22 protein-coding genes are annotated in these 21,474 nt (G+C 72.7%); 6 read left to right on the plus strand and 16 right to left on the minus strand.

The genetic code is table 11. The annotated features are described in order from the left end of the window. Positions 1 to 183: 183 nt before the first annotated feature. From ACH4VO_RS00005 to afsQ1, 5 genes are all read right to left on the minus strand, one after another. On the minus strand, positions 184 to 387 hold the full coding sequence (locus ACH4VO_RS00005) for a PspC domain-containing protein (protein ID WP_069171026.1): 204 nt from the start codon (positions 385 to 387) through the stop codon (positions 184 to 186). 91 nt (positions 388 to 478) lie between these two features. Continuing rightward, positions 479 to 1,054, minus strand: a complete 576-nt coding sequence (locus tag ACH4VO_RS00010) for a VanZ family protein (RefSeq protein WP_360996519.1) — start codon at positions 1,052 to 1,054, stop codon at positions 479 to 481. Positions 1,055 to 1,457: 403 nt separating this feature from the next. Further along, a complete protein-coding gene (locus ACH4VO_RS00015) occupies positions 1,458 to 2,090 on the minus strand; it encodes a hypothetical protein (RefSeq protein WP_360996515.1) in 633 nt (210 codons plus the stop codon). After that, entirely contained in the window at positions 2,090 to 3,628 is a 1,539-nt protein-coding gene (locus tag ACH4VO_RS00020; RefSeq protein WP_360996512.1) for a HAMP domain-containing sensor histidine kinase, read from the minus strand. The genes ACH4VO_RS00015 and ACH4VO_RS00020 overlap by 1 nt, the downstream gene beginning before the upstream one ends. Beyond that, positions 3,625 to 4,302 carry a two-component system response regulator AfsQ1 gene (gene afsQ1 / locus ACH4VO_RS00025; protein WP_015578482.1) on the minus strand — a complete coding sequence of 226 codons (678 nt, stop codon included), beginning with the start codon at positions 4,300 to 4,302 and terminating at the stop codon, positions 3,625 to 3,627. The genes ACH4VO_RS00020 and afsQ1 overlap by 4 nt, the downstream gene beginning before the upstream one ends. A 169-nt stretch (positions 4,303 to 4,471) precedes the next feature. Between afsQ1 and ACH4VO_RS00030 the strand changes: the two genes are divergently transcribed. Then, on the plus strand, positions 4,472 to 5,239 hold the full coding sequence (locus tag ACH4VO_RS00030; RefSeq protein WP_360996509.1) for a SigE family RNA polymerase sigma factor: 768 nt from the start codon (positions 4,472 to 4,474) through the stop codon (positions 5,237 to 5,239). A gap of 142 nt (positions 5,240 to 5,381) precedes the next feature. Here the strand turns inward: ACH4VO_RS00030 and ACH4VO_RS00035 are convergent, their stop codons facing one another. Further along, on the minus strand, positions 5,382 to 6,083 hold the full coding sequence (locus ACH4VO_RS00035) for a uridine kinase (protein WP_360996505.1): 702 nt from the start codon (positions 6,081 to 6,083) through the stop codon (positions 5,382 to 5,384). A gap of 63 nt (positions 6,084 to 6,146) precedes the next feature. On the opposite strand from ACH4VO_RS00035, the gene ACH4VO_RS00040 reads away from it, so the two are divergent. Next, positions 6,147 to 6,572 carry a hypothetical protein gene (locus ACH4VO_RS00040; RefSeq protein ID WP_360996502.1) on the plus strand — a complete coding sequence of 142 codons (426 nt, stop codon included), beginning with the start codon at positions 6,147 to 6,149 and terminating at the stop codon, positions 6,570 to 6,572. 92 nt (positions 6,573 to 6,664) lie between these two features. Here the strand turns inward: ACH4VO_RS00040 and ACH4VO_RS00045 are convergent, their stop codons facing one another. From ACH4VO_RS00045 to deoC, 3 genes are read right to left on the minus strand one after another with little or no spacing between them, the layout of a single operon-like run. Continuing rightward, a complete protein-coding gene (locus ACH4VO_RS00045; RefSeq protein WP_360996499.1) occupies positions 6,665 to 7,603 on the minus strand; it encodes an aldehyde dehydrogenase family protein in 939 nt (312 codons plus the stop codon). Continuing rightward, positions 7,596 to 9,032 (minus strand): aldehyde dehydrogenase family protein, encoded by a 1,437-nt coding sequence (locus ACH4VO_RS00050; RefSeq protein WP_360996497.1) that lies wholly within the window; start codon positions 9,030 to 9,032, stop codon positions 7,596 to 7,598. The genes ACH4VO_RS00045 and ACH4VO_RS00050 overlap by 8 nt, the downstream gene beginning before the upstream one ends. 6 nt (positions 9,033 to 9,038) lie before the next feature. Further along, entirely contained in the window at positions 9,039 to 9,986 is a 948-nt protein-coding gene (gene deoC / locus ACH4VO_RS00055; protein ID WP_360996671.1) for a deoxyribose-phosphate aldolase, read from the minus strand. Between the two features lie 123 nt (positions 9,987 to 10,109). Here deoC and ACH4VO_RS00060 point away from each other — a divergent pair, with 123 nt between their 5' ends. Next, positions 10,110 to 10,748, plus strand: a complete 639-nt coding sequence (locus tag ACH4VO_RS00060; protein ID WP_360996494.1) for a PH domain-containing protein — start codon at positions 10,110 to 10,112, stop codon at positions 10,746 to 10,748. Positions 10,749 to 10,830: 82 nt separating this feature from the next. Here the strand turns inward: ACH4VO_RS00060 and ACH4VO_RS00065 are convergent, their stop codons facing one another. From ACH4VO_RS00065 to ACH4VO_RS00075, 3 genes are all read right to left on the minus strand, one after another. Further along, on the minus strand, positions 10,831 to 12,474 hold the full coding sequence (locus ACH4VO_RS00065) for a phospho-sugar mutase (protein ID WP_360996491.1): 1,644 nt from the start codon (positions 12,472 to 12,474) through the stop codon (positions 10,831 to 10,833). Between the two features lie 438 nt (positions 12,475 to 12,912). Then, entirely contained in the window at positions 12,913 to 13,737 is an 825-nt protein-coding gene (locus ACH4VO_RS00070) for a purine-nucleoside phosphorylase (RefSeq protein ID WP_360996488.1), read from the minus strand. A 102-nt stretch (positions 13,738 to 13,839) separates the two neighbouring features. Next, positions 13,840 to 14,277 (minus strand): gamma-glutamylcyclotransferase, encoded by a 438-nt coding sequence (locus tag ACH4VO_RS00075; RefSeq protein ID WP_360996485.1) that lies wholly within the window; start codon positions 14,275 to 14,277, stop codon positions 13,840 to 13,842. 250 nt (positions 14,278 to 14,527) lie between these two features. Between ACH4VO_RS00075 and ACH4VO_RS00080 the strand changes: the two genes are divergently transcribed. Beyond that, on the plus strand, positions 14,528 to 15,967 hold the full coding sequence (locus tag ACH4VO_RS00080) for an NAD(P)H-quinone dehydrogenase (protein WP_360996482.1): 1,440 nt from the start codon (positions 14,528 to 14,530) through the stop codon (positions 15,965 to 15,967). Between the two features lie 231 nt (positions 15,968 to 16,198). Further along, entirely contained in the window at positions 16,199 to 17,164 is a 966-nt protein-coding gene (locus ACH4VO_RS00085; protein ID WP_360996479.1) for a DeoR/GlpR family DNA-binding transcription regulator, read from the plus strand. Positions 17,165 to 17,175: 11 nt separating this feature from the next. Here ACH4VO_RS00085 and ACH4VO_RS00090 read toward each other — a convergent pair whose 3' ends face one another. Next, positions 17,176 to 17,772 carry a helix-turn-helix domain-containing protein gene (locus tag ACH4VO_RS00090; RefSeq protein WP_360996476.1) on the minus strand — a complete coding sequence of 199 codons (597 nt, stop codon included), beginning with the start codon at positions 17,770 to 17,772 and terminating at the stop codon, positions 17,176 to 17,178. Between the two features lie 88 nt (positions 17,773 to 17,860). Then, entirely contained in the window at positions 17,861 to 19,615 is a 1,755-nt protein-coding gene (locus ACH4VO_RS00095) for a biotin carboxylase N-terminal domain-containing protein (RefSeq protein WP_360996473.1), read from the minus strand. A gap of 412 nt (positions 19,616 to 20,027) precedes the next feature. On the opposite strand from ACH4VO_RS00095, the gene ACH4VO_RS00100 reads away from it, so the two are divergent. Beyond that, complete coding sequence (locus tag ACH4VO_RS00100) at positions 20,028 to 20,477, plus strand: hypothetical protein (protein ID WP_360996470.1); 450 nt, start codon at positions 20,028 to 20,030, stop codon at positions 20,475 to 20,477. Positions 20,478 to 20,523: 46 nt separating this feature from the next. Here ACH4VO_RS00100 and ACH4VO_RS00105 read toward each other — a convergent pair whose 3' ends face one another. Beyond that, on the minus strand, positions 20,524 to 21,135 hold the full coding sequence (locus ACH4VO_RS00105; RefSeq protein WP_360996468.1) for a nucleoside triphosphate pyrophosphatase: 612 nt from the start codon (positions 21,133 to 21,135) through the stop codon (positions 20,524 to 20,526). A gap of 101 nt (positions 21,136 to 21,236) precedes the next feature. Further along, positions 21,237 to 21,365, minus strand: coding sequence for a morphogenic membrane protein MmpB (mmpB, locus tag ACH4VO_RS00110; protein ID WP_360996465.1), 129 nt, complete (start codon positions 21,363 to 21,365; stop codon positions 21,237 to 21,239). Positions 21,366 to 21,474: the final 109 nt, after the last annotated feature.

Below are 21,474 nucleotides of genomic sequence, written 5' to 3' on the forward strand. Positions count from 1 at the left end.
GGGGGCCGGGGGGGGGCGGGGGGGGGGGCGGCCGGGGGGGGGGGGGGGCCGGGGGGGGGGGGGCGGGGGGGCGGGGGGGGGGGGGGGCCCGGGGGGGGCCCCCCCCCGGGGGGGGGCGCCCCCCGGCCGGGGGGCCCCCCCCACAGCTGTCCCCTCGTACGTCCTCCCCCGTGGTCCCGCCGGTCACCAGGCCGTCGCGGACGAGGCCTTCTCCGACGGCAGCAGCAGCCACAGCGCCAGGTAGAGCAGGAACTGGGGGCCGGGAAGCAGGCACGAGACCAGGAAGATCACGCGCATGGTCCCTGCGGAGGTGCCGAAGCGCCGGGCCAGCGCCGCGCACACTCCACCGATCATGCGTCCTTCGCGGGGACGGGCAAGTGCGGCCATGGTGGGCTCCTTCGCGAACCGTTCGGGGAGCAGCTCCGTCGTGCTCCCGGTATCTCCATGGTGGCCCCGCGAAGCGGTGCGAAACGTCGCTCTACGGGGCGATGCCGACCCTGGAAATCGTCGGGGTCGATCCCTGAGGGGCCTCACCCCTGGGCGTCCACGTCTCGTTCACGGGCCGGGTCAGGTCCCCGGCCCCCGCCCGGTTGCCCCGGCGCAGCCGGGCCCGGGACACCGGGACGACCAGGAGATGCGCGAGCGCCACACCCGTGGTGTTGAGAAGCAGCGAGTCGACGTCGACGACCTGGCCCGGCACGCCCGTCTGCGCCAGTTCGATGGCCATCGAGATCAGCGCTCCCGCCGCGACCGTCCGTGCCATGGAGGCCCACGGGGAGACCAGCAGTCTGCCTCCGGCCATGGGGAGCAGGACCCCGAGCGGCGCCAGCAGCAGCAGCCCCTCACCGATGCGGTGGGCCGCCTCGACGGGGCCGAGCGCCAGGTCTGCCCGTATCCCGTCGAACGGCCGCAGGTTCGCGGCCGTCATCCAGGGCACATCGAGCGGGCGCAGGGTCAGCCAGCCGACGAACAGCAGATGCGCGAGGAGGAGGAGGACCCCCGCCGCGCGGAAGTGGATGACGGCACTGCCGTCCGGACTCTGACGCACACGCACCAAGACGCCACGAGCGGCAGGATCGGTTCCGCACCGCGCCGGACGGCTCTGTGACGGGCGGCACGGACCTGGACCGCGCCGTCGGCGGAAGGCTCTGCGACGGGGCGGCAGGGGGGCCGGGGACGGCACCGCGGCGGAAGGCTCTGTGACGGACGGCAGGGTGGCGGGGACGGCACCGAGGCGAAAGGCTCTGCGACGGGCGGCACCGACCGGAACCGTCCGGGACGGCCCCGCGCCGCGCGCCGCACGGCAGACCCCGCTCCGGTACGGACGGCGGAGCCCCGGCCCGCTCAGGCCGCCGGAGGACCACCCGGGGCCCGGCCGACGCCCCGTAAGCGCTGCCGCGCTCGGGCCCCGGACACCCCGCCACGCTCGGGCGCCCAGGCAGCCATGCCGCGCCGCCTCAGGGCAGCTCGGTCGCGCTCACCGTAGGCACGTTCTCGGGCCGGCTCCTGGTCTCCGGCGTACACAGATAGTTCCGCGGCGCGTACGTGCCCGGCCCGCCCAGCAGTACCGAGCCGCCGCTCCCCAGCAGCTCGCTCTCGGCGTACGTGCACACCACCTGCGCCAGCGCCTCGGTCGGCAGTTCCTCGGGCTGCTCGCTCAGGCGCAACGTGCCCTTCGGATCGCCCTTGCGGGCTGCCCCGACCCGCAGCTGCGCCGGGACGGCCGTGGAGAAGCCGGCACGCCGCTCGTCGGCCGACGGCTCGCGCCGTAGTTCGCCCAGCAGCACCTGCGCGACCGGGAGCGGATCGGACCGGGACCCGTCGACCTGGACCGTGCGCTCCACCGTCACCAACTGCGAGGCGCAGACCAGGTGGACGCGCACGGCGACGGTCTCCGGCGGCGGGGCGTCCGCCTGCCCCGCGGCCGTTCGGCAGGGGACCCGCGAGGGCGCCGCACCGGCGTCCACCGGCACCGAGGTGCTCCTGATCCCGCATCCGGCGCCCAGTACCGCACAGGCGGCCACGGCGGCCAGCACCCCGGCGGTCCGCCGGGCGCGGCGGGGTGCGCGCCCCGCGCGCTCGCCTCGCATCACGTCGTCCCGCCCTTCCCGTCCCGGTCACGGTCGTTGTCCTCGTCCCGCGGGGCGCCCGTCAGCCGCTCCGCGTCACGCGGCAGCCGCAGCACGAACACCGCACCGTCACCGTCCGGCGAGTTGAAGGCCGTGATGTCACCACCGTGGATGTGCGCGTTCTCCATCGCGATGGACAGGCCCAGCCCGCTGCCCTCGGAGCGCGGCCGCGACGCACTCGCCTTGTAGAAGCGGTCGAAGACGTGCGGCAGGACGTCCTCGGGGATGCCCGGACCGTGGTCGCGCACCTCGATGACCAGCTCGTCGTCATCGGTGCGCACAGCCACCCGCACGGGGGAACCGCCGTGCTTGAGGGCGTTGCCGATCAGGTTCGCCAGGATCACGTCGAGCCGGCGCGGATCCAGCCGCACCATGATGCCGCGCTCCGCGTCCAGGTCGACCGCGTCCAGCCAGGCACGGGCGTCGATACAGGCCGTCACCTGGTCGGCGACGTCGACCGTGTCCAGGACGAGCCTGGCCGTACCCGCGTCGAAGCGGGTGACCTCCATGAGGTTCTCGACCAGGTCGTTCAGCCGCCGGGTCTCGCTCACCACCAGGTGCACGGCCGGCGCGATCATCGGGTCCAGGCTGTCCGCCTCGTCCTCCAGGACCTCGGCCACCGCCGTGATCGCCGTCAGAGGGGTCCGCAGCTCGTGCGACATGTCGGCGACGAACCTGCGGCTCGACTCCTCCCGCGCACTCATGTCGGCGACCTTCTTCTCCAGCGAGCTCGCGGTCTTGTTGAACGTACGTGAGAGATCGGCCAGTTCGTCGGTACCGGAGACCACGAGACGGGTGTCGAGCTTGCCCTCGCCGAGCTTGCGGGCCGCGTCGCCCAGCCGTTGTACGGGCCGCAGCACCGTGGTCGCCGCCGCCTGGGCGAGAAGCGCCGAGCCGACGAGGGCCAGCGCGGTCGCGATGCCGAGGGACCACGCCAGGGAGTTGAGGTCCTGGCGCTCCTGGTCGAGCGACTTCAGCATGTACCCGGCCGGCCCCCCGCCGATGATCTTCGTGCCGGCCACCAGGCAGGGCGTACCGCCGATGCTCGTACGCTGCCAGAACAGGTGGTACTCGAAGGTGTTGCCGGAGGTCAGCGGCTGCTTCTTGCCGACCTGCTTCTGCAGCGAGGCCGGCACGTCCTGCTTGGTGAACGCGTCGATGTCGGAGGACCCGACGACCGGTTTGCCGCCGTGGGAGCCGATCAGCAGGACGTGGTAACCGGGGCCGCTGCTCGCCATCTGCTCGGCGGCGCCCCGCAGATCGTCCGCCGTCGGCTCCAGCGGGAGCGAGGCCGCCCGGTTCTGCATCTGGCGGCGGAAGTCCCCCAGCGCCGCGTCCTGCGTACGCGTCAGGACCGCCTCGCGGTTGAGCCAGTACGCGATGCCCGACGCGGACACCGCGGCCGTCAGCGCCACCAGCGCGAACACCACCAGGAGCCGCAACCGCAGGCTGGTCCAGCGAAGACCCGCCCGTATGGAACGCTTCGCGGAACCGCTCACTGAGGCGAGTCCAGCCGGTAGCCCACACCCCGCACGGTACGGATCAGCGTCGGCGAGGACGGCACGTCCTCCACCTTCGCGCGCAGCCGCTGCACACAGGCGTCCACGAGCCGCGAGTCGCCGAGGTAGTCGTGCTCCCACACCAGACGCAGCAACTGCTGCCGGGACAGGGCCTGTCCGGGCCTGCGGCTCAGTTCGAGCAGGAGGCGCAGCTCGGTCGGCGTGAGCTGCAGGTCCTCCCCGTTCTTCGTGACGGTCATCGCCGAGCGGTCGATGACGACACTCCCGAAGGTCGCCGAGTCCGTGGACTCACGCTCCCCACGGCGCAGCACCGCCCGGATACGGGCGTCGAGCACCCGGCCTTGCACGGGTTTCACCACGTAGTCGTCCGCGCCGGACTCCAGTCCCACCACGACGTCGATGTCGTCGCTGCGCGCGGTCAGCAGAATGATCGGCAGCTGGTCGGTGCGCCGGATACGCCGGCAGACCTCGAAACCGTCGATCCCGGGCAGCATCACGTCCAGCACCACCAGGTCGGGCCGCTGCTCGCGGAGCAGCTCCAGGCCGTCCTCTCCCGTCGCCGCGGTGGCCACACGGTGGCCCTGGCGTGACAGCGAGAGTTCGAGGGCCGTGCGGATGGCGTCGTCGTCCTCGATCAGCAACAGGAAAGGCACAGGGGTCATTCTGACTCATGGTGGTGCCCCGGTTCGACAATCCCCCCGCCCTGATGCACCGGCAGCCCCTGTGACAGGTCTGTGACAGTGGCAGGACAGGGCCATGAAACTGCCCCGGCAAGCTCGTTGGCACAAGGAACGAACGGACTCCACCGATGGGGGGCGCGAGATGAACGCACTGCACAGCACCACCTCGAGCGCAGTTGCCACGCGTCTCCACGACGTCGGCCGGAGCCAGGAGAAGTCCGGCGGTGCGAACCATCGGGGGTGTGTTCGCGGCGCCGGGCGTCAACATCCGTCGTACCTGACGATGGTTGACGCGCCCACGGGGGAGAGCGGGGGGCGGCGGGCCGACGGGGGAAGTGCGTACGGGGAGACGACGGGGGAGCAGAAGCCCCTGGAGGGGGCACCGGACGCCGAAGCGGCGTTCACCGCCTACGTCCAGGAGCGCCGCGCCTCCCTGTACGCGACGGCCTACCACCTGACCGGCGACCGGTTCGAGGCGGAGGACCTGCTGCAGAGCGCCCTCTTCTCGACGTACCGGGCGTGGGACAGGATCAGCGACAAGGCCGCGGTGGGCGGATACCTCCGCCGTACCATGACCAACCTGCACATCAGCGCCTGGCGCAGGCGCAAGCTCAACGAGTACCCGACCGAGGAGCTGCCGGAGACGGTGGCCGACACGGACGCGATGCGCGGCACGGAACTGCGGGCGGTGCTCTGGCAGGCCCTCGCGCGGCTGCCGGAACTCCAGCGCACGATGCTGGTCCTGCGGTACTACGAGGGCCGCACCGACCCGGAGATCGCGTCGATACTCGGCATAAGTGTCGGCACGGTGAAGTCGAGCATCTGGCGGTCGCTCCGCCGGCTCCGCGAGGACGAGGTCCTCAGCTTCGGCCGTGACGAGGAGGAGTCCTTCGGCGAGCTGGTGGCCTGAGGCGTACGGGGGACACGGGGGACGGCTGCCGCTTCGGGGGAGGCGGCGGCACGGGGGACGTGACGCGGTGGGGCCGGACGGGCCGGGGGGTCCCGTCCGGCCCCGTCGCGTCGCTGTGCGCGGCCGGGTCCGCCCGCTCCCGTCAGACCGCCGTCGAGGAGGCCCGGCGGCAGCGGCCCGCAGCGGCGGCCGCCAGCCGGCCCAAGGCCTCCTTCTTGCCGCAGGGGTGCGCGCCCAGTGCCGTGTGGCGGGCCACGATGCCGCGCTCGGCCCGCATCAGCCGCCATCCGCGCCGCAGCAGGAACGGGACCGACTTCCGGCCCTCGCGCAGGTCCCGCAGCAGCCGGCGCCGGAACGTCGTCGACGGACGTCCGCGCAGGCAGAGGGCGTCCGCGAGCAGGCCCAGCTCCTGGCACCGCTCCACGATGTCCGCCGCGAAGATGCCCTCCGCGATGAAGAGGGGCGTGCGTTCGATATCGAGCGCCTCACGGCCGGTCCGTGAGCTGGTGGTTATGTCGTACACCGGTACGTCGGTACGCCCCGTGCGGCACAGCTCCGCGATGGCGGCGACCGCCGCGTCCGCGTCCCAGGACCGCGCCGAGTCCCAGTCGATGTCCGTGCTGCCGGTGACCAGGGGCAGTGTCGGATCGTTGCCCTCTTTGTAGAAGTCGTCCAGACGCAGCACCGGCAGACCGGTACGGGCGGCGAGGGACGACTTGCCGGAGCCGGAGGGACCGGCGAGCAGCACGACTCGAGTGGGGATCGGTTGGGGACTCACAGAACAGAAGTGTGAGGCATTGACCCGCGCGGGGGATCCCCGGGAGGTGCTGGTGGTATCGAGCATCACACCTCAACTACTCTGCGCACACGGACGATTACCGCAACAGCCCCGATCAGGTGGGAAAACATGGCACGTCACGCACTGTCCAAGCCCCGGCACCGCGCTCTGCTGCGCGCCGGTCTGACCCTCACCGCCCTGGGCGCGGCGTTCGGCGCGGGAGGTGCGGCGGCCCAGGCGGCGCCGCTGCCCGCCGCCCCCGCCACCGGCTCGGACACGGCGGACAGCACGCTGGGGGCGGTCAGTGACACGGCGGCGCCGGCGCTGACCAGTGCGCTCGGTTACGGGCTGGCCGGGGCCGTGTCCCCGGTCACCGACCTCCAGATCGACCCGCTGGCCGGAACCGGCGTGGACCCCCTGGACAACGCCGTGGGGGCCCAGGTCGCCGATTTCAAGCCCGTGACCACGGCGCTGGTCACCGACCCGCTGACCAGCGGCGCGGCACTCGGAGACCTGCCCGTGGTGGGCCAGGTGACGGGCCTGGTCACCGGCTGACCTGTCCATGGGCGCGCACGCGCCGTGGGGCCGCCCCGGCAAGGGGCGGCCCCACGGCGCGTGCGCCGTTCCGCCGACGGTGCGCCCGTCCGTCAGTACGAGGAGCCGGAGGCCCCCAGGGCGCCCGTCGGGTGCCAGACCGTCTTGGTCTCCAGGAAGGCCGTCAGGCGGCGCGTACCGGGGTCGGCGGTCCAGTCGGTGCGGCCCGCGCTCCCCGCGCCGTCCTTGCCGTCCGCGCCGTCCACAAGCTGTGGACGCAGGACCCGCTTGAGGTTGTCGGCCGCCGCGGTCTCCAGTTCCTTCGCCAGCCCGGCGTCCGGTGCGGCGCCGGTGAGGTCGATGGCGTTGACGTCCTGGTGCGAGGCCAGCGGCAGCGCGAGCTCCGCCGTCCGCCCCGACAGGATGTTCACCACACCGCCGGGCAGATCCGACGTCGCCAGGACCTCACCCAGCGACAGCGCGGGCAGCGGAGAGCGGGCCGAGGCGACGACGACCGCCGTGTTGCCCGTGGCGATCACCGGGGCGATCACGGACACCAGGCCCAGGAAGGACGACTCCTGGGGTGCCAGGACCGCGACGACACCCGTCGGCTCCGGGGTGGACAGGTTGAAGAAGGGCCCCGCGACCGGGTTCGCCCCGCCGGCGATCTGGGCGATCTTGTCGGTCCAGCCCGCGTACCAGACCCAGCGGTCGACCGCCGCGTCGACCACGGCCGCCGCCTTCGACTTCGACAGCCCCTCGGCGTCCGCCACCTCCCGCACGAACTGGTCCCGGCGGCCTTCCAGCATCTCGGCGACGCGGTAGAGGACCTGGCCGCGGTTGTACGCGGTCGCTCCCGACCAGCCGCCGAACGCCTTGCGGGCGGCCACGACCGCGTCGCGCGCGTCCTTGCGGGAGGACTGCGGCGCGTTCGCCAGCCACGTGCCCTTGGAGTCGGTCACCTCGTACACCCGGCCGCTCTCGGAGCGGGGGAACTTGCCCCCGACGTACAGCTTGTAGGTCTTGAAGACGCTGAGTCGCCCGTCAGACATCGAGGTAGGCCTCCAGACCGTGACGGCCGCCCTCGCGGCCGAAGCCCGACTCCTTGTATCCGCCGAACGGCGAGGTCGGGTCGAACTTGTTGAACGTGTTGGCCCAGACGACGCCCGCACGGAGCTTGTTCGCCACCGCGAGGATGCGGGAGCCCTTCTCCGTCCAGATGCCGGCCGAGAGTCCGTACTGGCTGTTGTTCGCCTTGGCGACGGCCTCGTCCGGCGTGCGGAACGTCAGCACCGACAGCACCGGGCCGAAGATCTCGTCCCGGGCCACGGTGTGCGCCTGGGTGACGCCGGTGAACAGCGTCGGCGCGAACCAGTAACCCGCGGACGGCAGTTCGCACGGTGCCGTCCAGCGCTCGGCGCCCTCGGCCTCCCCCGTCTCGACGAGCGAGGTGATCCGGGACAGCTGCTCCCGCGAGTTGATCGCGCCGATGTCGGTGTTCTTGTCCAGCGGGTCGCCGAGGCGGAGCGTGGACAGCCGGCGCTTGAGCGCGTGCAGCACCTCGTCGTGGACGGACTCCTGGACGAGGAGCCGCGAGCCCGCACAGCAGACCTGGCCCTGGTTGAAGAAGATTCCCGTGACGATGCCCTCGACGGCCTGGTCGACGGGCGCGTCGTCGAAGACGATGTTGGCGCCCTTGCCGCCCAGTTCGAGCGTGGCCTTCTTGCCCGTGCCCGCGATCTGCCGGGCGATGGCCTTGCCGACGGCCGTGGAGCCGGTGAAGGCGACCTTGTCGACGCCGGGGTGCTCGACGAGGGCCTGGCCCGCGTCTCCGTACCCCGTGAGGATGTTGACGACGCCCTTGGGCAGACCCGCCTGGCGGCAGACGTCCGCGAAGAACAGGGCGGACAGCGGGGTCGTCTCCGCCGGCTTCAGGACGACCGTGTTGCCGGTGGCGAGCGCCGGGGCGATCTTCCAGGCCAGCATCAGCAGCGGGAAGTTCCACGGGATGATCTGGCCGGCCACCCCGAGCGGGCGCGGGTCCGCGCCGTAGCCCGCGTGGTCCAGCTTGTCGGCCCAGCCCGCGTAGTAGAAGAAGTGGGCGGCGACCAGCGGCAGGTCCGCGTCGCGGGTCTCCCTGATCGGCTTGCCGTTGTCGAGGGTCTCCAGGACGGCCAGCTCGCGCGAGCGCTCCTGGATGATCCGGGCGATGCGGAAGAGGTACTTGGCGCGCTCGGATCCGGGCAGCGCCGACCACTTCTCGAACGCCTTGCGGGCTGCCTTCACCGCCCGGTCCACGTCCTCGATGCCCGCTCGCGCGACCTCGGAGAGGGCCTCCTCGGTGGAGGGGCTGACGGTCTTGAAGACCTTGCCGTCGGCGGCCTCGGTGAACTCGCCGTCGATGAACAGGCCGTACGAAGGGGCGATGTCGACGACGGAGCGGGACTCCGGAGCCGGTGCGTAGTCGAATGCGGATGCCATGGCGTATCAGTCCACCGTCACGTAATCGGGGCCGGAGTAACGGCCGGTGCTGAGCTTCTGGCGCTGCATCAGCAGGTCGTTCAGCAGGCTGGAGGCGCCGAAGCGGAACCAGTGGTTGTCCAGCCAGTCCTCGCCCGCGGTCTCGTTCACCAGGACCAGGAACTTGATCGCGTCCTTGGACGTGCGGATGCCGCCCGCGGGCTTCACCCCGATCTGCACGCCGGTCTGCTCCCGGAAGTCGCGCACGGCCTCCAGCATGAGCAGCGTGTTCGCCGGCGTCGCGTTGGTCGCGACCTTGCCGGTCGACGTCTTGATGAAGTCGGCGCCCGCAAGCATCCCGAGCCAGGAGGCCCGCCGGATGTTGTCGTACGTGGACAGCTCGCCGGTCTCGAAGATCACCTTGAGGCGCGCGGAGCCGCACTCGGCCTTCACGGCGAGGATCTCCTCGTACACCTTCAGGTAGCGGCCGGCGAGGAAGGCGCCGCGGTCGATCACCATGTCGATCTCGTCGGCCCCGGCCGCCACCGCGTCGCGGACGTCCGCGAGCTTGACGTCCAGCGCGGCCCGCCCGGCGGGGAAGGCCGTCGCCACGGAGGCCACCTTCACCCCGGAGCCGGCCAGCGCGGCGACGGCCGTCGCCGCCATGTCGGGGTACACACAGACCGCGGCGGTGCGCGGGGTCGTACGGTCGGTCGGGTCGGGGTTGACGGCCTTGGCGGCGAGAGCCCGGACCTTGCCCGGGGTGTCCGCACCTTCCAGCGTCGTCAGGTCGATCATCGAGATGGCGAGATCGATGGCGTACGCCTTGGCGGTCGTCTTGATCGATCGGGTACCGAGAGCGGCGGCGCGCGCTTCGAGGCCGACGGTGTCGACGCCGGGCAGCCCGTGCAGGAAGCGGCGCAGCGCACTGTCGGACGCCGTCGCGTCGGCGAATGCGGGAGCAGTGGTGGGCATGGTCACCAGAGGAGCATATCTACGCGCGTAGCGACCTGTACAGGGGCCTCCTCTTTTCCGTGCCCCCGGCCGAGCGCACGAGGCCTCTCCGCACCCCGTGATCCCGTCAGGCAGAATCGGACCATGACGAGCCCCACACCTCCCTCCGAGCCCGCCTACGCCGACCGGACCTACCGGTCGGGCGCCGGGCTGGTCACCGGAGTCCTGCTGATCCTGCTGGTGGGCTGGATCGGCGGCGACGCGGTGGCCCAGGGCGAGGGCAACGTGCCGTGGGGGGCCCTCGCCGCGCTGCTGACCGTGATCCCGCTGATCGTGGCGTTCACCCTGCGGCCCGCGGTCTTCGCCAACGACGAGCGGATCCGGATCCGTAACCCGTTCCGCACCATCGTGCTGCCCTGGACGGACGTCTCCGACGTGCGGGCGTCGTACTCGAGCGAGCTCTTCACCAAGGCCGGCACGAAGTACCAGCTCTGGGCCGTGCCGGTCTCCCTGCGCGAGCGCAAGCGGGCGGCCAGGAAGGCGACCCGGGAGGCGCACGACGACCCGTACGGCCGGACCTCCGTGCACGCCGACGTCACCGACGCCCAGGCCCGCGCCGCCTTCGCCGACCGCACGGTCGCCGACCTGCGGGAACTGGCCGAGCGCGCGCAGGGCCGCCGGGAGGAGAGCACGACCACGGCGTCACTGCGATGGGCCTACGAGGTGATCGTCCCGGCCGCCGTGGGCGCGGTACTGCTCGCGGTCCTCCTGGCCGTCGGCTGACGCTCCCCGGGCCCTCCGGCGTGGTGAGGGACCCCGGGAGGCCGTCGAACCGGACGCGTGTGTGTCGCGTTCCTCACAGCGGTCAGCCGAGGCCGGCCGCCGCCGCCAGGTCGTGCTTGATCGCCGCCAGGACGGCCGCGGCCCGCTCCCGGGCGGCGGGGAGGCCGGCCGCGTCGGGGACCGGGACCACGACCTCCAGGTAGCACTTGAGCTTCGGCTCCGTGCCGCTCGGGCGGACGATGACCCGGGCGCCCGTCAGGTGGTAGCGCAGGCCGTCCGTCGGCGGCAGACGGTCCGTGCCCTGTGAGAGGTCCTCCGCCGAGGTGACGGGAAGGCCCGCCAGAACGGTCGGCGGGTTCTCCCGCAGGCGGCTCATCGCGTCCGCGATGACCGAGAGGTCCTCGACCCGGACCGACAGCTGGTCCGTGGCGTGCAGTCCGTGCGCCAGCGCGAGGTCGTCGAGGAGGTCCAGGAGCGTACGGCCCCGCTCCTTGAGTACCGAGGCCAGCTCGGCCACCAGCAGCGCGGCCGTGATGCCGTCCTTGTCCCGCACGCCCTCGGGGTCCACGCAGTAGCCGAGCGCCTCCTCGTACCCGTAGCGCAGGCCGTCGACGCGGGCGATCCACTTGAAGCCCGTCAGGGTCTCCTCGTAGCCGAGGCCCGCCTTCTCCGCGATCCGGCCGAGCAGGGACGACGAGACGATCGACTCGGCGAGGACGCCGGAGACGCCGCGGTCCACCAGATGCGCGGCGAGCAGGGCGCCGACCTCGTCGCCGCGCAACATCCGCCAGCCGCCCTCGGCCGAGGCGTCCGGGACGGCCACGGCGCAGCGGTCGGCGTCCGGGTCGTTGGCGATGACGAGGTCGGGCCGCGCCCGGCGCGCGGTCGCGAACGCGAGATCCATGGCGCCGGGCTCTTCCGGGTTGGGGAAGGCGACGGTGGGGAACGCGGGGTCCGGCTCCGCCTGCTCGGCCACGAGCACCGGCTCCGGGAAGCCGGCCCGGGCGAACGCCGCCGTGAGCACGGAGGTGCCGACGCCGTGCATCGCCGTGTAGACGGTCCGGGCCGTGCGCGGGGAGCCGGGGCTGAGGACGGCGTCCGTACGGGCGAGGTAGGCGGCCAGCACCTCCTCGCCGAGGACCTCCCAGCCGGACTCCGGGCGCGGTACGCCGTCGAGCGGGCCCACGGCCGCGATGGCGGCGGCGATCCCGGTGTCGGCCGGGGGCACGATCTGTGAGCCGTCGCCGAGGTAGACCTTGTAGCCGTTGTCACGGGGCGGGTTGTGGCTGGCCGTGACCTCCACGCCCGCGACGGCTCCCAGATGCCGTACGGCGTAGGCGAGGACGGGGGTCGGCAGCGGACGGGGCAGCACGGCCGCGCGCAGGCCGGCGCCGGTCATCACGGCCGCGGTGTCGCGGGCGAAGTCGGCTGATCTGTAACGGGCGTCGTAGCCGATGACGACGAGCCCGCCCGCGTGGCCGTGGGCCGTGAGGTACGCGGCGAGGCCGGCGGCGGCCCGGATGACGACGGACCGGTTCATGCGCATCGGGCCGGCACCGAGTTCGCCGCGCAGGCCGGCGGTGCCGAACTGGAGCGTGCCCGCGAAGCGGTCGGCGAGCGCGTCCCGGTCGCCGACGTCGATGAGGCCGGCGAGCTCCTCGCGGGTCTCCGGGTCGGGGTCCTCGGCGAGCCAGGTCCTGGCCCGGGCGATGAGGTCCTGCTGCACGGTGTCCGCCTTTCTGCGGGGGTGGTGGTGCCGGGGGGCTGTGCGGGTGGGGTCGTCGGGGGCGGGTGCGGGTGCGGGGGCGAGGCCGGCCGGGGGTGCGGGGCGGCGGGGTGTGCCTGCGGCGGGCTGTTCCCCTACCCGCCCCTTCCCGAAACCGGGCTCCGCCCGGACCCGCTACGGGGGCTCCGCCCCCGGACCCCCGCGCCTCAAACGCCGGCGGGGCTGGGATGGGCCGGGTGTCGGGGTCTCGCGCGTCGGCGGGGCTGGGATGGGCCGGTTGTCGGGGTCTCGCGCGTCGGCGGGGCCGGGCTCGGCGGCCCGCGCCTCACGTGGCGGTGCGGACGGGGCTGCCGTCCGCACCTCACGTCCCGGCGAGGCCGGAGTCGGTCGTCTCCGCCTCCGCCGCACATGCCCGGCAAGGCTCGCGGGCCCCGGGGATCAGATCCGGTCCAGCACCCGGGCCAGCAGCGCGCCCATGCGGGCGGCCGAGTCGCGGCCCGCCTGGAGGACCTCCTCGTGGTTCAGGGGCACTCCGCTCAGTCCTGCGGCGAGGTTGGTGACCAGGGAGATGCCCAGCACCTCCGCGCCCGCCTCACGGGCCGCGATGGCCTCCAGGACCGTGGACATGCCGACGAGGTCGCCGCCCATGGCCCGGACCATGCCGATCTCGGCCGGCGTCTCGTAGTGCGGGCCGGGGAACTGCACGTACACGCCCTCTTCGAGCGTTCCGTCGATCTCCTTGCACAGCGCGCGCAGCCGCGGCGAGTACAGGTCCGTCAGGTCGACGAAGTTGGCGCCCACGATCGGCGACGCCGCCGTGAGGTTGATGTGGTCGCTGATGAGGACCGGCTGACCCGGGCGCATGCCCTCGCGCAGACCGCCGCAGCCGTTCGTCAGGACGACGGTCCCGCAGCCCGCGGCGACGGCCGTACGGACGCCGTGGGCGACGGCGGCGACCCCGCGGCCCTCGTAGTAGTGCGTGCGGCCGAGGAAGACCAGGGCGCGCTTCCCGCCGATGCGGTACGAGCGGATCGTGCCGCCGTGGCCCTCCACCGCCGGGGCGGGGAACCCCGGGAGCGCGGTCACCGGGAACTCGGCCTCCGGTGCGCCGAGCGCGTCCCCGGCGGGGGCCCACCCGGAGCCCATCACCAGAGCGACGTCGTGGGTCTCGGCGCCGGTCAGCTCGCGCAGGCGGGCGGCGGCGACGGATGCGGCGGCGTGCGGGTCGCCCTGGATGTGGTCCGGAATAACAGATGCGTTCACGCGGACGAGGGTAACCGGTGATTCCCTACGCGCGTAGATCTGGTCGCGCACAGTCTGGCCGGTCGTGTTCGTACTTTCGTACAGAAGGGGGTGGGGGGCGCCTCAGCAGGGGCGCTTGCGGAGGCTCATCACGTAGTCGTGCGGCGCGCCCGCGGACTCGGCGGCGTCCGCCACCTCGCCCAGGTAGCGGGCGGAGGGAAGACCGCCCTCGTAGCCGTTCAGCACGTACATCCAGGCCGGCTCCTCGCCTTCCAGGGTGTGCACGCGGACCCGCATCCGGCGGTAGATGTCGAGGCCGACACCCTCCCAGCGGTCCATGGAGTCCTCGTCCATGGGCGCGAGGTCGTACAGCGCCACGAAGACCTGGGAGCGGGGCGCCTCGACCACCGTGGCCAGCGCGCCTTCCCAGCCCATCTGCTCCCCGCCGAACGTCAGCCGCCAGCCGTTGAGCCAGCCGGTGCCGCGCAGCGGGGAATGCGGAGCGCGGCGCGTCATCAGCCGCGCGTCGAGGTTGCCGGCGTACGCGGCGTAGAGCGACATGTGGTCGAGGGTACGGGAGGTGACGCCTGGTGTGCGGGTTCCGGCGAGGAAGCCGTCCGTCGCAGGAGCCGGGCGGGGCCGGGAGGGCCCCGCCCCGCCAGGGCCGTTCCCGTATGGAGGGCCCCGGGGGGAAGCAGGTTGGCGCGTGCGGGACAATGAACTACGTACTGCATTCCCCGGGGCGATCCCCCGGACCCCCGGCCGGGGCGGCAGACGGCCGGGGGATGACACCACGCGAGGCGGACTTTTCGTGACCCGGATCGTGATCATCGGCGGCGGCCCCGGCGGCTACGAGGCGGCACTGGTGGGCGCCCAGCTCGGCGCCGAGGTGACCGTCGTCGACTGCGACGGCCTCGGCGGCGCGTCGGTCCTCACCGACTGCGTTCCCTCGAAGACCCTGATCGCGACGGCCGAGGTGATGACCACCTTCGACTCCTCGTACGAGGAACTGGGCATCATCGTCGCCGACGACACCCCGCACATCGAACAGGCCGCCCGGGTCGTCGGCGTCGATCTCGGCAAGGTCAACCGGCGGGTCAAGCGCCTGGCGCTGGCCCAGTCCCACGACATCACCGCCTCCGTGACCCGCGCGGGGGCCAGGGTCATGCGCGGGCGCGGCAGGCTGGAGGGCCTCCAGGCCGCCGACGGGTCCCGGCAGGTCGTCGTGAGGGCGGCCGACGGCACGGAGGAGCGGCTCACCGCCGACGCGGTCCTGATCGCGACCGGTGGCCACCCCCGCGAGATCCCGGACGCGCAGCCCGACGGCGAGCGGATCCTGAACTGGACGCAGGTCTACGACCTGGACGAGCTCCCCGAGGAGCTCATCGTGGTCGGGTCCGGGGTGACGGGCGCCGAGTTCGCCGGCGCCTACCAGGCGCTCGGCTCCCGCGTGACCCTCGTCTCCTCCCGCGACCGGGTGCTCCCGGGTGAGGACCCGGACGCCGCCGCCGTCCTGGAGGACGTGTTCCGGCGCCGCGGCATGAACGTCATGGCCCGTTCCCGCGCCCAGTCCGCCAAGCGCGTCGGCGACCGGGTCGAGGTCACGCTGGCCGACGGCCGGGTCATCTCGGGCACGCACTGCCTCATGGCGGTCGGTGCGATCCCGAACACCGCCGGCATGGGCCTGGAGGAGGCCGGGGTCCTGCTCAAGGAGTCCGGGCACGTCCGGACCGACCGGGTCTCCCGCACCAGCGCGCCCGGCGTGTACGCGGCCGGTGACGTCACCGGGGTCTTCGCGCTGGCCTCGGTCGCGGCGATGCAGGGCCGTATCGCCATGTACCACTTCCTCGGCGACGCGGTGGCCCCGCTGGACCTCAAGACGGTCTCCTCGAACGTCTTCACGGACCCCGAGATCGCCACGGTCGGCTACAGCCAGGCCGACGTGGACGCCGGCAGGATCGACGCCCGGGTCGTGAAGCTTCCGCTGCTGCGCAATCCGCGCGCCAAGATGCAGGGCATCCGGGACGGTTTCGTCAAGATCTTCTGCCGCCCCGGTACGGGCATCGTGGTCGGCGGCTGCGTCGTCGCCCCGCGGGCCAGCGAGCTGATCCACCCGATCGCGCTCGCGGTCGACAACAACCTGACCGTGGAACAGATCGCGAACACGTTCACGGTCTACCCCTCCCTGTCCGGCTCGATCGCCGAGGTGGCACGGCAGCTGCACAGCCGTAAGCGGGCCGGCGAGGCCTGAGCGGCCGGGCGCTCCTTCTCCGGTCAGGCGGCCGGAGTGCGGTCCGGGGTCCCGAGGCCCGGGATCCGGGCCATGATCCACAGGTCCGGCCCAGGGGTGCCGGCAGTTCCTGACAGCGCGTGAACGACAGCGGGACCTCCTATACCACCGAGAGGTCCCGTGCATGTACAACTTCTGTTATTCGGCGCAAACTGCTGAAAAGCACCCCATGGCCACGTTACTGTCAGTTTCGTGTTCGCTGCAGAACGTCGTCAGTTGATCCTCGAAATGGTGCGTGCCAACGGGGCGGTATCGCTCCGTGAGCTCGCCCGCGTCGTCCAGACCTCCGAAGTGACCGTACGGCGGGACGTGCGGGCACTGGAGGCAGAAGGACTCCTCGACCGCCGGCACGGCGGTGCGGTCTTGCCGGGCGGTTTCACGCGGGAGTCCGGCTTTCCGCAGAAATCCCATCTCTCCACCGCGGAGAAGACGGCCATCGCCGACCTGGCCGCCGGGCTGGTCGGTGAGGGCGAGGCCATCGTGGTCGGCGCCGGTACGACCACGCAGGAGCTGGCCCGCCGGCTCGCGCGGATTCCCGGTCTGACCGTCGTCACCAACTCACTCCTGGTCGCCCAGGCGCTGGCTCACGCCAACCGGGTGGAAGTGGTGATGACCGGCGGAACGCTGCGCGGGAGCAACTACGCGCTCGTGGGCAGCGGGGCCGAGCAGTCCCTGCACGGGCTGCGGGTCTCCCGGGCGTTCCTCTCCGGGAGCGGGCTGACCGCCGAGCGCGGTCTGTCCACGTCCAACATGCTCTCGGCGAGCGTGGACCGCGCGCTGGTGCAGGCGGCGGCAGAGGTGGTGGTCCTGGCGGACCACACCAAGCTCGGTTCCGACACCATGTTCCAGACGGTGCCGACGGAGCTGATCACCCGCCTGGTGACCGACGGACCACCGGCCCACGACGAACGTGCGGCCACCGAGCTCCAGGCCCTGGCGGACCAGGGTGTGGAGATCATGGTGGCGGGCCCCGACAGCGACTCGCCGGCCGCGGAGGGGCTGCCCCAGGGGCGGCAGCCCCGGCGGGACATGCCGCTGCCGGGCCAGCGGCGCACGCAGGGCGGCCCCGGAGGGCTCGGCCCGCAGCTGCGGAGTGCGGCCCCGCTCACGGACGGCCCCGTGGAGCGGGGCCGCGTCACGGACCTGCGGCGGCGGTAACGGGCTCGCCCTCAGAGGGGCGGGTTCGACACCTTGATCCCCTGCAGCGCCAGCCGCAGGAGGCGGTCGGCCAACGCCGGGTCCCGGGGAGTCTGCTCCGCGGCCAGCGCGATCGCGTTCGTCAGCTGCAGCAGATCGTCGATCGACACGTCCGCCCGCACCGCGCCGCCCGACCGTGCCCGCCGCAGCAGCCGCTCCCCGGCCTGCCGGAGCGGAACATGACACGGGGTCAGAGCGGACGTCTCGTCACCCGAGGCGGACATGAGCGCCTGCGCCAGTCCGCGGTACTCACCCGCATGAGTGACGAGGGCACGCAGCCATTCCATCAGCGCGGCGCACGGCTCCGGCGCCTGCGCCAGTTCGCCGGACCGGGCGAGCAGCGCACTCAGGGTCTCCTGGAACACGGCGTTCATCAGCGCGTGCCGGTTCGGGAAGTGCCGGTACAGGGTGCCGATGCCCACCCCCGCCCGCCGGGCGATGTCCTCCAGCGAGGCGTCCGTGCCGTGCTCGGCGAAGGACGTGCGGGCCTCACCGACCAGCCGGTCGTAGTTGCGGCGCGCGTCGGCGCGCATCGGACGGGCCGGAGTTCCTGCCGTGCTCATCGCCATCGCGCCGTCCTCCTGGTCTCCGCCCTGGAACCAGGATGCCACCGAGGGCCCGGGCAGTGCCCGGGCCCTCGGTGGCAGGAGAGAGCGGTCAGTCCTTGATCTCGCAGATCGCGGCGCCGGACGTGACCGAGGTGCCGACCTCCGCCGACAGGCCCTTCACGGTGCCGGAGCGGTGGGCGTTGAGGGGCTGCTCCATCTTCATGGCCTCCAGGACGACGACGAGGTCGCCCTCCTTGACCTCCTGGCCCTCCTCGACGGCCACCTTGACGATGGTGCCCTGCATCGGGGAGGCCAGCGTGTCGCCGGAGGCGGCGGAGCCCGCCTTCTTCGCCGCGCGGCGCTTGGGCTTCGCACCGGCCGCCAGGCCCGTACGCGCCAGGCTCATGCCCAGCGAGGAGGGCAGGGAGACCTCCAGTCGCTTGCCGCCGACCTCGACGACGACGGTCTCGCGGCCGGACTCCTCGTCCGCCTCGCCGTCCGCCGGGGCCGCGAACGGCTTGATGTCGTTGACGAACTCCGTCTCGATCCACCGGGTGTGGATCCGGAACGGGTCGGCGGTGAACGCCGGATCGACGACGACCGCGCGGTGGAACGGGATGGCCGTCGCCATGCCCTCGACCTCGAACTCGGCCAGGGCGCGCGCCGCGCGCTGCAGCGCCTGCTCACGCGTCGCGCCGGTCACGATCAGCTTGGCCAGGAGCGAGTCCCAGGCGGGGCCGATGACCGAACCCGTCTCCACACCGGCGTCCAGCCGGACACCCGGGCCGGCCGGCGGGGCGAACCCGGTGACGGTGCCGGGGGCGGGCAGGAAGCCGCGGCCCGGGTCCTCGCCGTTGATCCGGAACTCGAAGGAGTGCCCGCGCACGGCCGGGTCGCCGTAGCCGAGCTCCTCACCGTCGGCGATGCGGAACATCTCGCGTACGAGGTCGAGACCGGTGACCTCCTCGGTGACCGGGTGCTCCACCTGCAGGCGGGTGTTGACCTCCAGGAAGGAGATCGTGCCGTCCAGGCCGACCAGGAACTCCACGGTGCCCGCGCCGACGTAACCGGCTTCCTTGAGGATCGCCTTGGACGCGGCGTACAGCTCCGCGTTCTGCTCCTGGGTCAGGAACGGGGCGGGCGCCTCCTCGACCAGCTTCTGGTGGCGGCGCTGCAGCGAGCAGTCACGGGTGGAGACGACGACCACGTTGCCGTGGGTGTCGGCCAGACACTGGGTCTCCACGTGCCGGGGCTTGTCCAGGTACCGCTCCACGAAGCACTCGCCGCGCCCGAAGGCCGCGACGGCCTCACGGACCGCGGAGTCGTACAGCTCCGGGATCTCCTCCAGCGTGCGGGCCACCTTCAGACCGCGTCCGCCGCCGCCGAAGGCCGCCTTGATCGCGATGGGCAGGCCGTTCTCCTCGGCGAACGCCACGACCTCGGCCGAGCCGCTCACCGGGTCCGGCGTACCGGCCACGAGGGGGGCGCCCGCGCGCTGCGCGATGTGCCGGGCGGCGACCTTGTCACCCAGGTCCCGGATCGCCTGCGGAGGCGGGCCGATCCAGGTGAGGCCGGCGTCCAGCACGGCCTGGGCGAACTCGGCGTTCTCCGAGAGGAAGCCGTAGCCCGGGTGGATCGCGTCCGCCCCGGAGTCCTTGGCCGCCTGGAGCACCTTGGCCATGTCCAGGTAGCTGGCGGCCGGGGTGTCACCGCCCAGAGCGAACGCCTCGTCGGCCGCGCGGACATGCAGAGCGTCCCGGTCCGGATCGGCGTAGACGGCTACGCTCGCGATTCCGGCATCCCGGCAAGCCCGAGCAACGCGGACAGCGATTTCGCCACGGTTGGCGATGAGCACCTTGCGCACGATGACTCCCTCCTTGAGAACAAGCTGAGTTTAGGGACTACCGACACGGCCGTACGACCCGTCCCCAATGGTGAACTTGCCCACACGGAGTGTGATTCGAGGCTTGCTCGAGTCGCGAAATCCCTTGTCGCATCACGGTACGCCGGGATCCTTGACCGCACAGTAGCCACGAAGTGTGGTGCAAGTCTCTGTCTGTTGCTGCAACGCCACACGGCGTTTCTTTGTGGAGTCCCTACGAACGGTCGACTCCATCTTTGCAGTGGCACGGGCCCGGGCGGAGACGGCCGCCGCGGCACGGGTGGGTGCGGTGCGCGGGACGATCGGTCTCTCCCAGGCCCTTAAGGAGTGGGGGTACGCGCGTGTAGGGTCCGCGCTGTACTCCACGTACCGCAGGTAACAGGAGGTGGGCGCCGTGGTGCGCAGATCGGTGGCTGTCGTGACCGCACTCGCCCTGTTCGGGGAGGCGGCGGGCATCGTGCTCGTCAACGTCGTCCTCGCCAGGGTCGTCGACAACCAGAGCATGTCACTGGCCGGGATGGACCCCGGTGTCATGGCCACGGGCACCCGGGTGATGGGCGGCCTCTTCGGCCTCCTGCTGGTGCTGTGCGGCCTGATACCGCTCCTGGCCGCCGTACGCGACCGGCCGCCCGGCCGGTTCGCCAGGATCGCCCTCATAGGGTGCGCGGTCGTGCACGGTGTGCTGGGCGCCCTGGCGGTGGGCCTGGTCGGCTGGGCGGCGTTCGTCGTCATGATGGCCGTGCTCGCGCTGCTGGTACTCACCCTGCTGGCGTACGAGCCGCGTGAACCGGAGGCGGGTGGGGCGGGCGCCGAGGCCGGAGCGCCCGCGCCCGTGCGCGGCTGACGGACCCTCAGTCCGCAGCCCCTCAGCCCTTCGGCCGGTCAGGCCCTCAGGCCCACAAGTCGGTGACGGACAGACCGAGTTCGCCGAGCAGCCTGCGCAGCAGGGGCAGCGAGAGGCCGATGACGTTGCCGTGGTCACCCTCGATCGCCTCGACGAACGGCGCCGAGCGGCCGTCCAGGGTGAAGGCACCCGCGACGTGCAGCGGTTCGCCCGAAGCCACGTACGCCGCCACCTCGGCCTCGGTCGGCTCGCCGAAGCGGACGACGGTGGACGCGGTCGCCGACGCGGTGCGGCCGGCCGCCGTGTCGATCAGGCTGTGCCCCGTCCGCAGCACTCCCGAGCGGCCGCGCATGGACTTCCAGCGTGCGGTGGCCTCCTCGCTGTCCGCGGGCTTGCCGAGCGCCTCGCCGTCCAGTTCGAGCACCGAGTCGCAGCCGATGACCAGGGCGCCGGCGGCCTCGGGGCGGGCGGCCACGGCGGCGGCCTTGGCCTCGGCCAGTACGAGCGCCAGCTCACCCGGGGTCGGCGCGGTGAGCGCGTCCTCGTCCACCCCGCTGACGATCACCTCGGGGGCGAAACCGGCCTGGCGCAGCAGGCCGAGGCGGGCGGGGGACGCGGAGGCGAGCACGAGACGGCGCTGATCAGTCATACGGGCCATCGTAGAAGGCCGCAGGAGCCTCCGGAGCCCCGCTCGGCGGGGGCCAGGAGGACCGGTTCCCGGGATCCGGGGGCTCCCGGCCCCGGCGCGTGCGCCGCGGCTCAGCGGATCCCCAGGACGAACATCGCCACCACCATGGCCAGCGCGAGCAGCAGCCCCGCGCGGCGCAGCATCTCCTGGGCGTCGCGCAGTTCCTTCGGCGGCTTGTCCTCGGGGTCCGACCACAGCATGCAACCGATGGTGCTCCGGACACGGCCGTGGGGGGGGGGGGGGGGGGGGGGGGCGCCCGCGCGCCCCCCCCCCCCCCCCGCGGCCGCCCCCCAGACGCACGGCGGAGCC

Source organism: Streptomyces sp. NPDC020780 (assembly GCF_044334475.1).
GTDB lineage: Bacteria > Actinomycetota > Actinomycetes > Streptomycetales > Streptomycetaceae > Streptomyces.

Coding starts and splice junctions, on each gene's coding strand:
- ACH4VO_RS00060 (WP_360996494.1), top strand. CDS start 10,110: ATGACGAGCCCCACACCTCCCTCCGAGCCCGCCTACGCCGACCGGACC.
- ACH4VO_RS00075 (WP_360996485.1), bottom strand. CDS start 14,277: ATGTCGCTCTACGCCGCGTACGCCGGCAACCTCGACGCGCGGCTGATG.
- deoC (WP_360996671.1), bottom strand. CDS start 9,986: ATGCCCACCACTGCTCCCGCATTCGCCGACGCGACGGCGTCCGACAGT.
- ACH4VO_RS00045 (WP_360996499.1), bottom strand. CDS start 7,603: ATGTCTGACGGGCGACTCAGCGTCTTCAAGACCTACAAGCTGTACGTC.
- ACH4VO_RS00035 (WP_360996505.1), bottom strand. CDS start 6,083: ATGCTCGATACCACCAGCACCTCCCGGGGATCCCCCGCGCGGGTCAAT.
- ACH4VO_RS00040 (WP_360996502.1), top strand. CDS start 6,147: ATGGCACGTCACGCACTGTCCAAGCCCCGGCACCGCGCTCTGCTGCGC.
- ACH4VO_RS00015 (WP_360996515.1), bottom strand. CDS start 2,090: ATGCGAGGCGAGCGCGCGGGGCGCGCACCCCGCCGCGCCCGGCGGACC.
- mmpB (WP_360996465.1), bottom strand. CDS start 21,365: ATGCTGTGGTCGGACCCCGAGGACAAGCCGCCGAAGGAACTGCGCGAC.
- ACH4VO_RS00030 (WP_360996509.1), top strand. CDS start 4,472: ATGAACGCACTGCACAGCACCACCTCGAGCGCAGTTGCCACGCGTCTC.
- ACH4VO_RS00105 (WP_360996468.1), bottom strand. CDS start 21,135: ATGGCCCGTATGACTGATCAGCGCCGTCTCGTGCTCGCCTCCGCGTCC.
- ACH4VO_RS00005 (WP_069171026.1), bottom strand. CDS start 387: ATGGCCGCACTTGCCCGTCCCCGCGAAGGACGCATGATCGGTGGAGTG.
- ACH4VO_RS00090 (WP_360996476.1), bottom strand. CDS start 17,772: ATGGCGATGAGCACGGCAGGAACTCCGGCCCGTCCGATGCGCGCCGAC.
- ACH4VO_RS00050 (WP_360996497.1), bottom strand. CDS start 9,032: ATGGCATCCGCATTCGACTACGCACCGGCTCCGGAGTCCCGCTCCGTC.